This window comes from Sphingomonas sp. Leaf357, assembly GCF_001423845.1.
Lineage (GTDB): Bacteria > Pseudomonadota > Alphaproteobacteria > Sphingomonadales > Sphingomonadaceae > Sphingomonas.
Map to the genome: position 1 here is coordinate 845,441 of NZ_LMPM01000001.1, position 12,546 is coordinate 857,986.

The following is a 12,546-nucleotide window of genomic DNA, read 5'->3' on the forward strand; positions in this document are numbered from 1 at the left end:
CGCTAGAAATCCTGGAGCATCAGCATGAAGACGATGAAGAACCTGATTGCGGCGGCGGTGGCGGTCGGCGGGCTCACGGCCGCCGGCGATGCCGAGGCGGCGCTCGTGACCTATGTCGTGAACGGCACGTTCAGCGACGGATCCGTGTTGAGCGGATCGTTTTCGTACGATCCCGACGGATCGGCCTTCAGCCAGTTTTCGGACATCAACCTGTCGGTCAGCGGGGTCGGCACCTTCACCTCGGTCAGCGGCCTCTATTATACCGGCGTATCGACGGGCAGCGGGGATTACGGCCTGACGACCTGGTCGACCCTGCTGCCGGGATCGTTCCTCGGGCTGAACTTCTCGGCGACCCATACCGACCTCGTCCTGACCGCGATCACCAACAGCGTGCTGAACGGCGCGACCTATCTCTACACCAATGCGGCGGTGGTCAGCCTGGTCAGCGGCACGATCACCGCCGCGCCCGTGCCCGAGGCGGCGACCTGGGCGATGATGGTCGCCGGGTTCGGGCTGATCGGCGGCTCGCTGCGCGCGCGCCGGACCCCCGCCCGGGTGAGCTTCGCCTGAGCGGCTGCCCAGGGCCCGACACCGCCGAAGCCGCTGGCCGAAAGGCTGGCGGCTTTTTGCCGTCCGCGCGTTAAGGGGGGCGTCCACCGCGCCGGGAGAATGACGTGACGCCCATGGAATTGATCGATGTCGCCGAAGTGCCGGGCGGGCCGCCGCTGCGGCTGTTCCGGCGCGGCAGGGATCACATGATCCTGCTGGAACGCAACGAACTGATGAACAGCCGGATGAGCGGTTCGGAGGAAGCGCTGGCGGTGATGACGTGCGCGCGGCTCGGCAAGCGTAGGGCCTTGCGCATGCTGATCGGCGGGTATGGCATGGGGTTCACGCTGCGCGCGGCGCTGGCCACGCTGGAGGCGGACGCGCGGATCGAGGTGGCGGAACTGGTGCCGAAGATCCTGGACTGGGCGCGCGGGCCGATGGCCGACCTGACCGGCGACTGCCTGGAGGACGCCCGCGTCGAGATCGTGTTCGAGGACGTCGCGGTGCCGATCCTGAATGGGGCGGGGGCATATGACGCGATCCTGCTCGACGTCGACAACGGGCCGGACGGGCTGGTGCGCGAGCGCAACGGACGGCTCTATTCGGCGCGCGGACTGGCGGCGGCGCGCGACGCGCTGCGGCCGGGCGGGGTGCTGGCGGTATGGTCGGCGGGATCGGACGAGAAATTCACCCGGCGGCTGCGCGATGCCGGCTTCGCGGTGGACGAAGTGGCGGTGAAGGCGCGGTCGAACGGCAAGGGGCCGCGGCACGTGATCTGGTTCGCGACGCGGACTTGAAGTCGTTTCGACTTGGGTGATATTATCGACGGGCGATGACCGGCAATTCGTTCGGTACGGCAAGTGCCCGTTAACGGTGTCGAGATAGGAAAAGCCATGGATCGCCAGCCGCCATCCCTGTTGTGTTTCGCGCACGGAAATCCGTTGGGGTGGGAAGCACTGTGCATCGACCTGGACATATCCGTTCAGGGCGACACGTTCGACGACGTGAGGGCGCTGCTCAGCAAAGCGGTCGGCAGTTACATCGATGCGGCGCAGGATGAAGCACCCGATGTGCGGGCGAAACTGCTCAGTCGCCGGGCACCTTGGTGGGTTAGCGCTGGGATGACGATGCGACTGATCGCCTTCAACGTTTTCCGTGGACGGACGAGAGAGGCACAGGCTAGCTTTCCTGTGGCATGCCCCGCTTAGTCTGCACCTTCGAACGATTCATCGCGATCCTCGAAGCCAACGGATTTCAACTCCATCGTCATGACGGCACGAGCCATCGCCAATATCGTGGGCGTGGTGGGTGGCGACGTGAAGTTCGTGACCGTGGCTGCGCATCGCATGTCCGATGACATCAAGCGCGGCACGCTCAGTTCGATGATCCGTCAGAGCGGGTTACCGAAAGGTCTTTTCAGAAACTGATCCCGAGTTTCGGTGAGCGAAGGGCATGTTTTGCACATGTGCTTCGACAAGCTCAGCACGAACGGGTGGGTGTGCGAGTCCTCCCTCCGACCCCTCCCGCAGGCGGGAGGGGAGAAGATTATTTAGGAGCATCGACATGAAATTGTTCGGCTGGAAATCGGCCGGCCGCGGAGAGTCGCGTCCGGTGTTGTCGCGGGTGTGGGGGACGCGGTCGGTGGGGGAATGGCCCGCGTCGTACGAGGCGCAGGTGCGGGCGGCGTATCTGGGCAATGCCATCGCGCAGCGGTCCGTGCGGCTGATCGCCGACGGGTTGGGGGAGGCGCCGTTGCGCGTGTCCTCGCCGGAGATCGAGCGGCTGTTGCGGACGCGATCGGGCGGGCAGGGATTGCTGGCGACGCTGGCGGCGCACCTTCTGCTGCACGGAAACGGATATGTCCAAGTGTCGAGCGACGGCGCGGGCGAGGCGGTCGACCTGTTCGCGTTGCGGCCCGAACGCGTGTCGGTGGTGGCGGACGCGGGCGGGTGGCCGGTCGCGTACGATTACAAGGTCGGCGACCGGACGGTGCGGCTGGCGGCGGAGGATCCGGACGGGCGGGTCGAGATCGTCCATATCAAGGCGTTCCATCCGCTCGACGATCATGCCGGGCTGGGGTGCCTGGGCGCGGCGGCGGGGGCGATCGCGGTGCACAATGCGGCGGCAAAGTGGAACGCGGCATTGCTGGGCAATGCGGCGCGGCCGTCGGGCGCCCTGGTGTACGATGCCGGCGACGGCGCGGGCCTGTCGGCGGAGCAGTTCGCGCGGCTGAAGGCGGAGATGGAGGCGGGCTTTTCCGGCGCGGCCAATGCCGGGCGACCGATGCTGCTGGAAGGCGGGCTGAGATGGCAAGCGCTGTCGCTGACGCCGGCGGACATGGATTTCGCCGGCATGCGCGCGACGGCGGCGCGGGAGATCGCGATGGCGTTCGGCGTGCCGCCGATGCTGCTCGGCCTGCCGGGCGATGCGACCTATGCCAATTACCGCGAGGCGAACCGGGCCTTGTGGCGGCTGGCGATCCTGCCGCTGGCGGGATCGATCCTGGCCGGCGTGACCCAGGGCCTGAAGGGGTGGTTCCCGCAAGCCGAGGCGAGCGTGGATCTCGATCGCCTGACGGCGCTGGCCGAGGATCGCGAGCGGCTGTGGGCGCAGGTGAACGCGGCGGATTTCCTGAGCCGGGAGGAGAAGCGGGCGATGGTCGGCATCGGCGCCGGCCTGGTGGGGGGCGGGGCGGAGGAGCCTGGGACATGAGCGGGGCGGTATTGGCGCAACTGATGGCGCAGGCGGCGGAAGGCGGCGCGGATCTGGTGGCGCTGCGCGCGATCGCCGAGGAAGCGGGCGAACTGGGCGCGAGCCGGGCGCTGTCCCGGCTCGGGCTGGAGGATGCGCAGGCGGCGAAGGACATGGCCGACCTGCGCGACCTGCTGACGGCGTGGCGCGAGGCGAAGAAGTCGCTGTGGCAGGCGCTGTTCGGCTGGGCGGTGCAGATGCTGCTGGTGCTGGCACTGGCCGGGCTGGCGGTGAAGCTGGGCCTGTCCGGGGTGTCGCGGTGAGCGTGCGCTTCGCCGGCTATGCGGCGGTGTTCGATCGCGTCGACCGGGGCGGCGACGTGGTGCGGCCGGGGGCGTTCTCGGGCGGTGGCGCGGTGCGCCCGGTGCCGTTGCTGTGGCAGCATCGCGGCAGCCCGGTGGGGGTGGTCGAGACGCTGGCCGAGGACGAGCGCGGGCTGCGCGTGATCGGGCGGATCGAGGATCTCGGGCTGGCGGGGCTGGTGGCGTCGGGCGCGGTGCGGGGGCTGTCGTTCGGCTACCGCGTGGTGGCGGCGCGGGAGGGGCGACAGGGCGCGTGGGTGCGGGAACTGACGGGCGTGGATCTGGTGGAGATCAGCCTGGTCGCGCAACCGATGCAGGCGCTGGCGCGGGTGCATGCGGTGGAGGGGTAGCTCCCACACCGCTCCGCGGCGCTGATATGGCGCGGCCTTGGCGAAGGCCGGGGTCCAGTCGCGCAGGTCGAAGGTACTTCGTGCCGCGCTCGATCACTTCCGTTTCCCGACTGGGTCCCGGCCTTCGCCGGGGAGGCGGTGTTCGGGCACCACCCGCATGCCGGAACAACTTTCAGCAAGGCGCGCCCGCAACGGCGCGCTTTTTTCGTTTTTGCGCAAGGAGAAGACCATGACCGAGAGTTTGGAAGCGAGTTTCAAGGGCGTGAACCTGGGCGGCGCAGGCGCGCGGCCGTTGCTGGAGGGGGCTCGGGCACCGGGCGGGGCGGCATTCGGCGGGTTCCTGCGCAACGGTGCCAGCGTCGAGATGAAGTCGTTCACCGGCCTGACCGGCGATGCGGGCGGCTTTGCCGTGCCGCGCGAGATCGATGCGGAAATCCAGGCGACGTTGAAGTCGATCTCGCCGATCCGCTCGGTCGCCAATGTCGTGCAGGTCGGCAGTGCCGGCTATCGCAAGCTGGTGACGACCGGGGGTACGCCGTCGGGCTGGGCGGCGGAGACCGGGCCGCGGGCGGAGACCGCGACGCCGGTGTTCACCGAGATCGTGCCGCCGATGGGCGAATTGTTCGCCAATCCGTCGGCGAGCCAGGCGATGCTCGACGATGCGGCGTTCGACGTCGAGGCGTGGCTGGCGAGCGAGATCGCGATGGAGTTCGCCAAGGCGGAGGGCTCGGCCTTCGTGAACGGCAGCGGGACCAACCAGCCCAAGGGGTTCCTGCAGGCGGCGACGTCGGCGGCGACGGATGCGACGCGGACCTTCGGGACGCTGCAATATCTGCCGTCGGGCGCGGCGGGTGATTTCGGCAGCAATCCGCAGGACCGGCTGATCGATCTCGTCCAGGCGCTGCGCGCGCCGTACCGGCAGGGGGCGGTGTTCGTGATGAACGCGGCGACCGTGTCGCGCATCCGCAAGTTCAAGACGGCGGACGGGCAGTTCCTGTGGACGCCGTCGCTCAGCGCGGGGCAGGCGGCGACGTTGCTCGGCTATCCGGTGATCGAGGCGGAGGACATGCCGGACGTGGCGGCGAACGCGCTGTCGATCGCGTTCGGCAATTTCAAGGCGGGCTATCTGATCGCGGAGCGCAGCGAGACGGTGATCCTGCGCGATCCGTATTCGAACAAGCCGTTCGTCAATTTCTACGCGACGAAGCGGATCGGCGGGTGCGTTTCGAACAGCGAGGCGATCAAGGTGATGAAGTTCGCGGCTTCGTAGTGTTTCTTCCTTCTCCCGCCGGGAGAAGGTGGCGCGCAGCGCCGGATGAGGGTGAAAGCGGCGCTGGTGCCTCGATCACCCTCACCCTTCCCACTCGGCTTCGCCTCGCGGGCCCCTTCCCGCTCCCGATGGGAGAGGGAGCAAGGAGATGGAAATGGCGGATCAGTTTTCGAATAGCGCCGATCAGGTGTCGGCGCCGGCGACGCGGGCGGTGGCGGTGGTGCCGCATGACACGAACGGGCTGAGCGATGTGCCCAAGGCTTTGTATGTCGGGACGGGCGGCAACATTACGCTGCGCGGCGTGGGCGGCGGGGCGGATGTGGTGTTTCGCAACGTGGCGGGCGGGAGCGTGCTGCCGGTTCGCGCGGCGTTCGTGCGGGCGACGGGGACGAGCGCGGCGGATCTGATCGCGCTGTATTAGACTTAGGGAAACTCGCAACCTCCGCTCGAAACGAACGGACTGGGATCTTCCAGAAATAGGAAATCGATATGGCTCCTGGCTTTCCGGCGCAGGTGATCGTCGACGCGCGTGCGGCGGCGAAGGCGTATGCGCGGCTTTCGGTATCGGACGAGGATGCGGTGATCGATGCGCTGGCCGCGGCGGCGCTGGCGATGGCGGAGGCGTTCCTGCGCACCGCGCTGATCGCGCGTCCGCACGTCGCCTTGCTGCCGGTATCGGCGGCCTGGGCGTTGCTGCCGGCGGCGCCGGTGTCGGCGATCGGCGCGGTGCGGGGGGTGCCGGCGGAAGGATCGGCGTTCGACCTGCCGGTGGACGGCTATGCGGTGGACGTGGATGCGTCCGGCGATGGCTGGGTGCGAGTGATGCAGCCGGGCGCGGCGGGGCGGGTCTCGGTGGCGTTCACGGCGGGACTCGCGGCGGACTGGGCGGGGATCCCCGCGCCGGTCGCGCAGGGCATCGTGCGGCTGATCGGGCATCTGCAGACGGAGCGGGATGGGTCCGCGACGCCGGTTCCGGCGGCGGTGACGGCGCTGTGGCGGCCGTTCCGCAGGCTCGCGCTGATGGAGCGGGTGCGATGACGTCGGACCGTTTCGGCGATCGGCTCCTGGCGCGGGGGCGGGCGATCGGCGCGGCGCGGGCGGATGCGGTGCGCGCGCGGGTGGTCGAGGTGATCGGGCAGGAGGTGCCGGGGGCGCGGTTCGAGATCGAGGGGTTCGAGGTGACGGTGTGGGCGCGCGGGCTGCGCCTCGTGCTGCGCTGGATCGGGAGTTTGCTTAGATGAGCGCGGAAGGGGTGTTGCAGGCGGCGGTGCTGGCCGCCTTGCGCGGCGATGCGGTGCTGGCGGCCGGGCTGAACGGCGTGTTCGAGGGGCCGGCGGTGAAGGCGAGCACGCCCTATGCCGAACTCGGCGACCTGCTGAGCGTCGACTGGGGCACGAAGACCCATGCCGGGCGGGAGGTGCGCGTCGGGGTGACGCTGCGCGACGCCGCCGCGACGGCGGTGCGCGTGCGCTGGCTGGCCGAGGTGGCGGGCGCGGCGATCGAGCGGTGCCCTCGCGATCTCGACGGGTGGCGCGTGGCGAGCGTGGCGCTGGTGCGGATGCGGGTGCTGCGCGGGCCGCCGGGGCAGTGGAGCGCGGTGGTGGAATATCGGGTGCGGATGATGGCGGCGTAATTTCTCTCCCGGCGGGAGAGGGAGGGAGCGCTTTCGATGACTGGCGTCACCCTCACCTTCCCGTTGCCTTCGGCACCGGGCCCCTTCCTCTCCCGATGGGAGAGGAGTTTCAGAAAGGAGATATTTCATGAGTGCGGAGCGGGGCAGTGCCTTTTTGTTGAAGGTGGGTAACGGGGCGAACCCGGTGGTGTATGCGACGGTCGCGGGGCTGAGGACGACGCAGCTCAGCGTCAATGGCGAGATGGTGGCGATCACGTCGAAGGATTCGCTCGGCTGGCGCGAATTGCTGTCGGGGGCGGGGGTGCGATCGGTGTCGGTGAGCGGCGCGGGGGTGTTCACCGGGTCTGCCGCGGAGTTGCGGATCAAGGGCAATGCGCTGTCGGGCGCGATCGACGATTATCGGCTGAGCTTCGAGAGCGGCGAGACGATGACGGGCAAGTTCCTGGTCACGCGGCTGGACTATGCCGGGGATTACAATGGCGAGCGATCGTACACGGTGAGCCTGGAGAGTTCCGGGCCGGTGGTGTCGGCGTGACGGCGGGTATCGAGCTCGGTGAGACTTCGGCCCCTCTCCCCGGCCCTCTCCCCGCAAGCGGGGCGAGGGAGCAGATGGCCAATCCCGTGCGGGGCGAGGCGGCGATCCGGATCCATGGCGAGATGCTGGTGTTGCGTCCCAGCTTCGCGGCGCTGGTGGCGGCGGAGCAGGAGGTCGGGCCGCTGTTCGCTCTGGTCGAGCGGGCGGCGGCCGGGCGGCTGGGGCTGGGCGAGATGGTCGCGTTGTTCTGGCATTGTCTGCGCGACGTGCCGGAGGGGTTGACGCGCGACGGATTCGGCGAGGGCGTCGCGGCCGGCGGGCTGGCCGGGGCTACGCCTGTGCTGCGCGTTCTGCTCGGTCAGATCCTGGCGGGGCGGTGATGGGCCTGCGGGGGCGGGGTTTCGCGAAGACCGTCCGTGCTGAGCCTGTCGAAGCACTGCCTTTCTCTTCAGGGGTGGAGCAGAAGGGCAGTCCTTCGACAGGCTCAGGACAGGCGGGGTTTGGGGCCAGTGCGGCGCGCCTCGCCGGGTTTGCGGGGGCGTTTCTCGGGTGGTCGCCGGAGGCTTTCTGGCAGGCGACGCCGGCGGAATTGGGGGCGGTGGTCGTGGCGTTGCGGGGCGAGGGCGAACCACCGCCGCCGGATGCGGCGACGATCGCGTGGATGCGGGAGGCATATCCGGATGGATGAGGAAATCGAGCGGCTGGTGGTGAGCGTGCGCGCCGATACGGCGGCGTTCGCGCGCGACGTGGGCGAGATGCGCAGCAGCCTGGAGGGGCCGCTGGAGATGGGCGTGGACCGCGCCGGACGGGCGATCGAGGCGGTGCTGCAACGGGCGGTGCGGACGGGCAAGATCGGGTTCGAGGACCTGCGGACGGTGATCCTGTCGGTGATGGCCGATATCGCCGCGGCGGCGGTGCATAACGGGCTCGACGCGATTTTCGGGCGGGGATCGGGCGGGTCGGGCGGGAGCAGCGACGGCTTGCTGTCGCTGGTGACGGGGCTGATCTCCGGCGCGCCGGGGCGGGCGACGGGCGGGCCGGTGTCGCCGGGACGGGCCTATATGGTCGGCGAGCGGGGGCCGGAACTGTTCGTGCCGACCGGGGCGGGGCGGGTCGAGGCTTCGGGTGGTGGCGCCGCGCGGGACGTTCGGGTGTCGATCTCGGTGAATGCGCGCGGGGGCGAGGCGCCGGAGGCGCTGGCGCGGTCCGGTCGGCAGGTGGCGCGGGCGGTCCGGGCGGCGTTGGCGGAGTGAATAGGCTGGGACGCGGAGGTTGGGAGGGTTGCGCGAGGGGTGGATCACACTGCCCCTCTCCCCACCCTCTCCCCCGAGGGGAAAGGGCTTTTAGATATGGCATTCTGGCTGGCTCGGGAGCGGACGGTGCAGGCGGAGGGCTTCGTCTCGCGGTTCGATGCGCGGTTCTGGACGGTGAATTTTCCGCGGCCGATGATGGCGGCCGTCACGACCACCGCGGCGGATGCGCTGCGCGTGGATGCGGTGTTCTACAAACAGGACGATCTGGCCGGGCTGATCTGGGAGGCGGAGGACCGGCACGATCATCCGCTGCTGCGCTACGAGACGGCGCGGGACTTTCGCGGGTGCCGCCTGAGTTTCCGCTGGCGGTCTTCGGGGGTGCTGGCGCTGGATGCGATCAACGGGCCGGTGCTGACGATCGAGGGGCGCGACGAAGCGGGCGTGGCTCGGGCCTGGTACGTGCGGTTGTGGAACTACGCGGTGGGCACGCCCACCGACGCGACGGTGCGGATCGATTTCGCGCGGCTCGATGGCGGGTTCCTGCTGCCGGGCGAGGCCGACCCTGTATGGGCGGGGGATGTCGACCGGATGTTCGTGTCGCTGGTGCCCGAGGGGTTCAGCGGGAGCGATGCGGCGCTGGCCGCGCCGGTCGAGGCGCAAGTGGACCTGTCCGACATCCTCTGCACCGGGCCGGGGGCGGTGCTGGCGGTGGGCGATGTGGTGGTGCCGGAACACGGGCTGTGCATCGCCAGCGGCTATGACGACAGCTATCACCTGACGCCGGCGCGACTGCTGCGCAACGCGCTGCACCTGGGGTATCGCGGGAGCATCGTGCATTACCTGGGGATGAGCCATTATTTCCGGCTCGAGGCGGCGTCCGGCGGGTTCTTCGTGAGCCTGGCAGGCGGCGCGCTGAACGTCGCGGCGGCGGCGTGGCAGCGCGACTTCGCGGCGCGGGCGCAGGCGCTGGGCTACGAGATCATCTGGTCGCTGTCGTACGAACTGTTCGACGCGCATTGCTGGGGCGACTGGAAGCAGCGGGCGGCGGATGGTTCGCCGGGGCTGACCGGATGGGTGCCGCCGTCCGCCCTGCTGTCGCCGGCACACGCCGGGGCGATGGCGTATCTGCGCGCGGTGGCCGTGGCGGTGATGGGGATCGCGGTGGCGGCGGGGCTGGCCCCCAAATTCCAGATCGGCGAGCCGTGGTGGTGGGTGATGCCGGACGGGCGGCCGTGCCTGTACGACGATGCGGCGAAGGCGGCGCTGGGGGGCGATCCGGTGGCGATCCCGAACGTGCGGGAGGCTTTGTCCGTGGCGCAGATCGCGGTGCTGGATGCGGCGGGGGCTCTGCTGTCGGATTCGACGGCGGCGCTGGCGGCGGCGGCCAAGGCGGCGGCTCCGGGGTGCGAGACGCATCTGCTCGCCTATCTGCCGACCGTGCTGGATGCGGCGGCGCCGGAGCTGAAGCGCGCCAATCTGCCGGTCGGCTGGGCGAAGCCCGCCTTCGATGTGCTGCAGCTGGAGGATTACGACTGGGTGGTGGCGGGCGACAGCGCGTCGACCGCGAAGGGGGTCAGGCTGGCCGAGGCGAAGCTGGGCTATCCGGCGAACGAGCAGCATTATTTCTCGGGCTTCGTGTTGCGGCCGGACCAGTCCGCGCAGTGGCGCGAGATCGCGGCGGCGGCGGAGGCGGCGCGGGCGCGCGGCGTGAAGCGGAGTTTCGTCTGGGCGCTGCCGCAGGTGGTGCGCGACGGCTTCGTGCATTTCGAACTTGGAGGGGAGGATGCGGTGGAGGCGTTCGACGATGTGCTGTTTCCGCTGGCGCTGGGGCGCGAGGCGGAGGTGATGCCGGAATTCTCGACCGCGATCCTGACCAGCGCGGGCGGGCACGAGGTGCGCAATGCGGGCTGGGCGGCGGCGCGGACGCGCTACGATGTCGGGCCGGGGATCAGATCCGAGGCGGATATCGCGGCGTTGCTGGACTTCTTTCGCGCGCGGATGGGGCCGGCGCGCGGGTTCCGCCTGCGCGATCCGTTCGATGCGTCCTCGGGCGCGGGGAGTGCGCTGGATCAGCGTCTTGGCGTGGGGGACGGAACGACCGTGCGCTTCGCCCTGGTCAAGCATTACGGGGACAGCACGCGGCGGATCACACGGCCGGTCGCGGGGAGCGTGAAGGTGGCGGTGGGGGGTGTGGCGGTTGCCGGCTTTACCGTTTTGGCGGGCGGGTTCGTCGCGCTGGATGTCGCGCCGGAGGCGGGCGTGGTCGTGACGGCGGGCTTCGCGTTCGATGTGCCGGTGCGGTTCGCGGAGGACGGGCTGGCGGTGAACCGGGCGACGTTCCTGGCGGGGGCGGCGGCCAGCGTGCCTTTGGTCGAGGTTCGGGAAGAATAGGGTTTTCACGCGAAGGCGCGAAGGAAGGCGCGGAGGCGCGAAGGTGTTGCGGCTTTGGGTGCGGCAGCTTTTCATCTCGCGGTTTTTGCTGCGCTGACGCGCAGGCTTTGTGCGACCTCTTCGCGCCTTCGCGCCTTCGCGTGAACTACCTTTCTTGAAGTAGAAGAAGGCCCTCTCCCAACCCTCTCCCGTGAAGAACGGGAGAGGGCTTCAGGAATAATTGTCATGACCTTTCTGGACGGTGCGCTGACGACGATCGCCTTGTGCTGGCGGATCGAGCGGCGGGATGGGGTGGTGATCGGGCTGACCGATCATGACCGCGATCTCGCGATCGGTGGGCTGGTGCACCGCGCCGCGCCGGGGATGACGCCGTCGGCGATCGAGCGCAGCGACGGGCTCGAGGCGGACACGATGGACGTTTCGGGAGCGCTGACCTCGGCGGCGATTACGGAGGCGGATCTGCTCGCCGGGCGCTGGGACGGGGCGCGGGTGCGGATCTTCGCGGTGGACTGGACCGGTCGCGAGGGTCGTGTCGATCTTGGCGAGGGGGTAATCGGGGCGGTCGAGACCAAAAACGGGGGCTTCTCCGCCGAACTGCGCGGGGTGAGTGCGGCGCTGGACCGGCCGGTAGGGGAGGAGACGTCGGCCGAATGTCGCGCCGAGCTGGGCGACCGGCGCTGTCGGGTGGCGATGGCGGGGCGACGGCGGTTCGCGCGGGTGCTGTCGGTGACCGAGCGGGTGGTGACGCTGGATGCGGACGAGCCGGAGGCGGGCGCGTATGCCGGGGGGCTGGCGCGGTGGTTCTCGGGAGCGAATTCGGGCCTGAGCGCGGCGATCTCGGCATCCGCCGGCGCGACGGTGACGGTGCGGGCGGAACCGGCGCTGAGCGTCGCGGCGGGCGATCTGGTCGAGCTGTCGCACGGCTGCGACAAGAGCCTGGCGACGTGTGCGGCGCGGTTCGGCAACGTCGCCAACTTTCGCGGCGAACCGTATCTGCCGGGGATCGACCTGCTGACGCGGTATCCGGGGGCATGAGCGGGCGCGAGAAATCCGTGGCCGCGGCGCAGGGCGCGGTGGGGGCGAAGTTCCGTCTGCACGGGCGCGATCCGGCGTTCGGGCTGGATTGTGTCGGGCTGGCGGGCCTCGCGATGCGGGCGGCGGGGTGCGCGGGCGAGATACCCGGCGGCTATGCCTTGCGCGGTGGATCGGCGGTGGATGTCGTCACGCTGATCGATGCGCGCGCGCTGGTGCGCGTGGATGTGCCGCTGCCGGGCGACCTGATGCTGTTCGCGGCGGGGCCGGCGCAATTCCATCTCGCGATCAAGAGCGCGGGCGGGTTCGTGCATGCCGATGCGATGCTGAGACGCGTGGTCGAGCGGCCCGATCCGGCGCCGTGGCCGTTGGTGGCGGCGTGGGGGGTGGCCGAGGAATGATACTGCGACCGGGATGGCTCGCCCGTTGGCCGAACCAGCTGTCCTCTATCCCAATGTAACGATCGTGCTTCCCCGGCAT

The 12,546-nt window shown here is 69.8% G+C and carries 19 protein-coding genes; all 19 read left to right on the forward strand.

Annotated features, from left to right (window positions below; translation table 11 throughout):
* The first annotated feature begins 24 nt into the window (after positions 1-24).
* Entirely contained in the window at positions 25-570 is a 546-nt protein-coding gene (locus ASG11_RS04035; protein WP_055775490.1) for a PEPxxWA-CTERM sorting domain-containing protein, read from the forward strand.
* A 104-nt stretch (positions 571-674) separates the two neighbouring features.
* Positions 675-1,346: a spermidine synthase gene (locus ASG11_RS04040; protein ID WP_055775492.1), complete on the forward strand. Its 672-nt coding sequence runs from the start codon at positions 675-677 to the stop codon at positions 1,344-1,346.
* A 96-nt stretch (positions 1,347-1,442) separates the two neighbouring features.
* Positions 1,443-1,757 (forward strand): hypothetical protein, encoded by a 315-nt coding sequence (locus ASG11_RS04045; protein WP_082472776.1) that lies wholly within the window; start codon positions 1,443-1,445, stop codon positions 1,755-1,757.
* Between the two features lie 60 nt (positions 1,758-1,817).
* Positions 1,818-1,976 carry a type II toxin-antitoxin system HicA family toxin gene (locus tag ASG11_RS18225; protein ID WP_201781268.1) on the forward strand — a complete coding sequence of 53 codons (159 nt, stop codon included), beginning with the start codon at positions 1,818-1,820 and terminating at the stop codon, positions 1,974-1,976.
* Positions 1,977-2,112: 136 nt separating this feature from the next.
* Positions 2,113-3,261 carry a phage portal protein gene (locus ASG11_RS04050; protein ID WP_055775498.1) on the forward strand — a complete coding sequence of 383 codons (1,149 nt, stop codon included), beginning with the start codon at positions 2,113-2,115 and terminating at the stop codon, positions 3,259-3,261.
* On the forward strand, positions 3,258-3,563 hold the full coding sequence (locus ASG11_RS04055; RefSeq protein ID WP_055775501.1) for a DUF6127 family protein: 306 nt from the start codon (positions 3,258-3,260) through the stop codon (positions 3,561-3,563). The genes ASG11_RS04050 and ASG11_RS04055 overlap by 4 nt, the downstream gene beginning before the upstream one ends.
* Positions 3,560-3,952: an HK97 family phage prohead protease gene (locus ASG11_RS04060; RefSeq protein WP_055775504.1), complete on the forward strand. Its 393-nt coding sequence runs from the start codon at positions 3,560-3,562 to the stop codon at positions 3,950-3,952. Before ASG11_RS04055 ends, ASG11_RS04060 begins: the two co-directional genes overlap by 4 nt.
* Before the next feature lie 229 nt (positions 3,953-4,181).
* Entirely contained in the window at positions 4,182-5,222 is a 1,041-nt protein-coding gene (locus ASG11_RS04065) for a phage major capsid protein (RefSeq protein WP_055780235.1), read from the forward strand.
* A gap of 154 nt (positions 5,223-5,376) precedes the next feature.
* Positions 5,377-5,643 carry a spike base protein, RCAP_Rcc01079 family gene (locus ASG11_RS04070; protein WP_055780238.1) on the forward strand — a complete coding sequence of 89 codons (267 nt, stop codon included), beginning with the start codon at positions 5,377-5,379 and terminating at the stop codon, positions 5,641-5,643.
* A 68-nt stretch (positions 5,644-5,711) separates the two neighbouring features.
* The gene (locus tag ASG11_RS04075) at positions 5,712-6,260 is read left to right on the forward strand and encodes a head-tail connector protein (protein ID WP_082472573.1); all 549 of its coding nucleotides are present in this window, start codon (positions 5,712-5,714) and stop codon (positions 6,258-6,260) included.
* Positions 6,257-6,463 carry a hypothetical protein gene (locus tag ASG11_RS04080; protein WP_055775509.1) on the forward strand — a complete coding sequence of 69 codons (207 nt, stop codon included), beginning with the start codon at positions 6,257-6,259 and terminating at the stop codon, positions 6,461-6,463. The genes ASG11_RS04075 and ASG11_RS04080 overlap by 4 nt, the downstream gene beginning before the upstream one ends.
* A complete protein-coding gene (locus ASG11_RS04085; protein WP_055775513.1) occupies positions 6,460-6,855 on the forward strand; it encodes a DUF3168 domain-containing protein in 396 nt (131 codons plus the stop codon). Before ASG11_RS04080 ends, ASG11_RS04085 begins: the two co-directional genes overlap by 4 nt.
* Positions 6,856-6,982: 127 nt before the next feature.
* Complete coding sequence (locus ASG11_RS04090) at positions 6,983-7,390, forward strand: phage tail tube protein (RefSeq protein WP_055775517.1); 408 nt, start codon at positions 6,983-6,985, stop codon at positions 7,388-7,390.
* A 74-nt stretch (positions 7,391-7,464) separates the two neighbouring features.
* Positions 7,465-7,770 carry a gene transfer agent family protein gene (locus tag ASG11_RS04095; protein ID WP_055775519.1) on the forward strand — a complete coding sequence of 102 codons (306 nt, stop codon included), beginning with the start codon at positions 7,465-7,467 and terminating at the stop codon, positions 7,768-7,770.
* Complete coding sequence (locus ASG11_RS19445; RefSeq protein WP_082472574.1) at positions 7,770-8,078, forward strand: phage tail assembly chaperone; 309 nt, start codon at positions 7,770-7,772, stop codon at positions 8,076-8,078. The genes ASG11_RS04095 and ASG11_RS19445 overlap by 1 nt, the downstream gene beginning before the upstream one ends.
* The gene (locus ASG11_RS04105; RefSeq protein WP_055775522.1) at positions 8,071-8,643 is read left to right on the forward strand and encodes a hypothetical protein; all 573 of its coding nucleotides are present in this window, start codon (positions 8,071-8,073) and stop codon (positions 8,641-8,643) included. Before ASG11_RS19445 ends, ASG11_RS04105 begins: the two co-directional genes overlap by 8 nt.
* A 96-nt stretch (positions 8,644-8,739) precedes the next feature.
* Entirely contained in the window at positions 8,740-11,034 is a 2,295-nt protein-coding gene (locus ASG11_RS04110; protein WP_055775525.1) for a DUF2460 domain-containing protein, read from the forward strand.
* A gap of 225 nt (positions 11,035-11,259) precedes the next feature.
* Positions 11,260-12,069, forward strand: coding sequence for a DUF2163 domain-containing protein (locus ASG11_RS04115; RefSeq protein WP_055775528.1), 810 nt, complete (start codon positions 11,260-11,262; stop codon positions 12,067-12,069).
* Between the two features lie 17 nt (positions 12,070-12,086).
* Positions 12,087-12,467: a peptidoglycan endopeptidase gene (locus tag ASG11_RS04120; protein WP_443024433.1), complete on the forward strand. Its 381-nt coding sequence runs from the start codon at positions 12,087-12,089 to the stop codon at positions 12,465-12,467.
* Positions 12,468-12,546: the final 79 nt, after the last annotated feature.

Coding starts and splice junctions, on each gene's coding strand:
- ASG11_RS04035 (WP_055775490.1), top strand. CDS start 25: ATGAAGACGATGAAGAACCTGATTGCGGCGGCGGTGGCGGTCGGCGGG.
- ASG11_RS04045 (WP_082472776.1), top strand. CDS start 1,443: ATGGATCGCCAGCCGCCATCCCTGTTGTGTTTCGCGCACGGAAATCCG.
- ASG11_RS18225 (WP_201781268.1), top strand. CDS start 1,818: ATGACGGCACGAGCCATCGCCAATATCGTGGGCGTGGTGGGTGGCGAC.
- ASG11_RS04050 (WP_055775498.1), top strand. CDS start 2,113: ATGAAATTGTTCGGCTGGAAATCGGCCGGCCGCGGAGAGTCGCGTCCG.
- ASG11_RS04055 (WP_055775501.1), top strand. CDS start 3,258: ATGAGCGGGGCGGTATTGGCGCAACTGATGGCGCAGGCGGCGGAAGGC.
- ASG11_RS04065 (WP_055780235.1), top strand. CDS start 4,182: ATGACCGAGAGTTTGGAAGCGAGTTTCAAGGGCGTGAACCTGGGCGGC.
- ASG11_RS04070 (WP_055780238.1), top strand. CDS start 5,377: ATGGCGGATCAGTTTTCGAATAGCGCCGATCAGGTGTCGGCGCCGGCG.
- ASG11_RS04075 (WP_082472573.1), top strand. CDS start 5,712: ATGGCTCCTGGCTTTCCGGCGCAGGTGATCGTCGACGCGCGTGCGGCG.
- ASG11_RS04080 (WP_055775509.1), top strand. CDS start 6,257: ATGACGTCGGACCGTTTCGGCGATCGGCTCCTGGCGCGGGGGCGGGCG.
- ASG11_RS04085 (WP_055775513.1), top strand. CDS start 6,460: ATGAGCGCGGAAGGGGTGTTGCAGGCGGCGGTGCTGGCCGCCTTGCGC.
- ASG11_RS04090 (WP_055775517.1), top strand. CDS start 6,983: ATGAGTGCGGAGCGGGGCAGTGCCTTTTTGTTGAAGGTGGGTAACGGG.
- ASG11_RS04095 (WP_055775519.1), top strand. CDS start 7,465: ATGGCCAATCCCGTGCGGGGCGAGGCGGCGATCCGGATCCATGGCGAG.
- ASG11_RS19445 (WP_082472574.1), top strand. CDS start 7,770: ATGGGCCTGCGGGGGCGGGGTTTCGCGAAGACCGTCCGTGCTGAGCCT.
- ASG11_RS04105 (WP_055775522.1), top strand. CDS start 8,071: ATGGATGAGGAAATCGAGCGGCTGGTGGTGAGCGTGCGCGCCGATACG.
- ASG11_RS04110 (WP_055775525.1), top strand. CDS start 8,740: ATGGCATTCTGGCTGGCTCGGGAGCGGACGGTGCAGGCGGAGGGCTTC.
- ASG11_RS04115 (WP_055775528.1), top strand. CDS start 11,260: ATGACCTTTCTGGACGGTGCGCTGACGACGATCGCCTTGTGCTGGCGG.